General features: G+C 30.9%; 1 protein-coding gene. It reads left to right on the top strand.

Features of this window, described 5'->3' with window-relative positions:
• Window positions 1-87: 87 nt before the first annotated feature.
• Window positions 88-473 (top strand): nitroreductase family protein (locus tag B3J44_RS13780; RefSeq protein WP_286968949.1); only part of this gene is annotated, 386 nt, incomplete at its 3' end.

Genomic DNA, 473 nt, shown 5'->3' with positions numbered 1-473 from the left:
TTTGCAAATAATTTAAAACCAGAAGAATTGGTTTTCCTAAATCAATTATTAGAAAAATATAGAACCAACAAATAAAGCAATAAAAATATGAGCAATTTCTTAGAAAATCAAAATTGGAGATACGCAGTTAAACAATATGATGCTTCAAAAAAGATATCAGAAGCTGATTTAAATACATTAAAAGAAGCAGTTAGATTAAGTGCTTCTTCATACGGATTACAACCTTACAAAGTAGTTATTGTTGAAAATCCAGAATTAAGAGAAAAATTAAAAGGCGCAGCTTGGGGGCAAACTCAAATTACTGATGCTTCTCACCTATTCATTTTTGCAAATGATTTAAGCCTTGATGCAGGTTCTGTTGACAAATACATCAGCAACATCAGCGAAGTAAGAGGTGTTCCTACAGAAGCTTTAGGAGGTTTCAGCGATATGATGAAAAATGTAATTTCAAATTTATCTGAAGATGCAAAACA

This window comes from Flavobacterium sp. UBA4854 (genome assembly GCF_002399805.1).
GTDB classification, from domain to species: domain Bacteria; phylum Bacteroidota; class Bacteroidia; order Flavobacteriales; family Flavobacteriaceae; genus Flavobacterium; species Flavobacterium ginsengisoli.
This window is presented reverse-complemented; position numbering and strand designations above follow the sequence as displayed.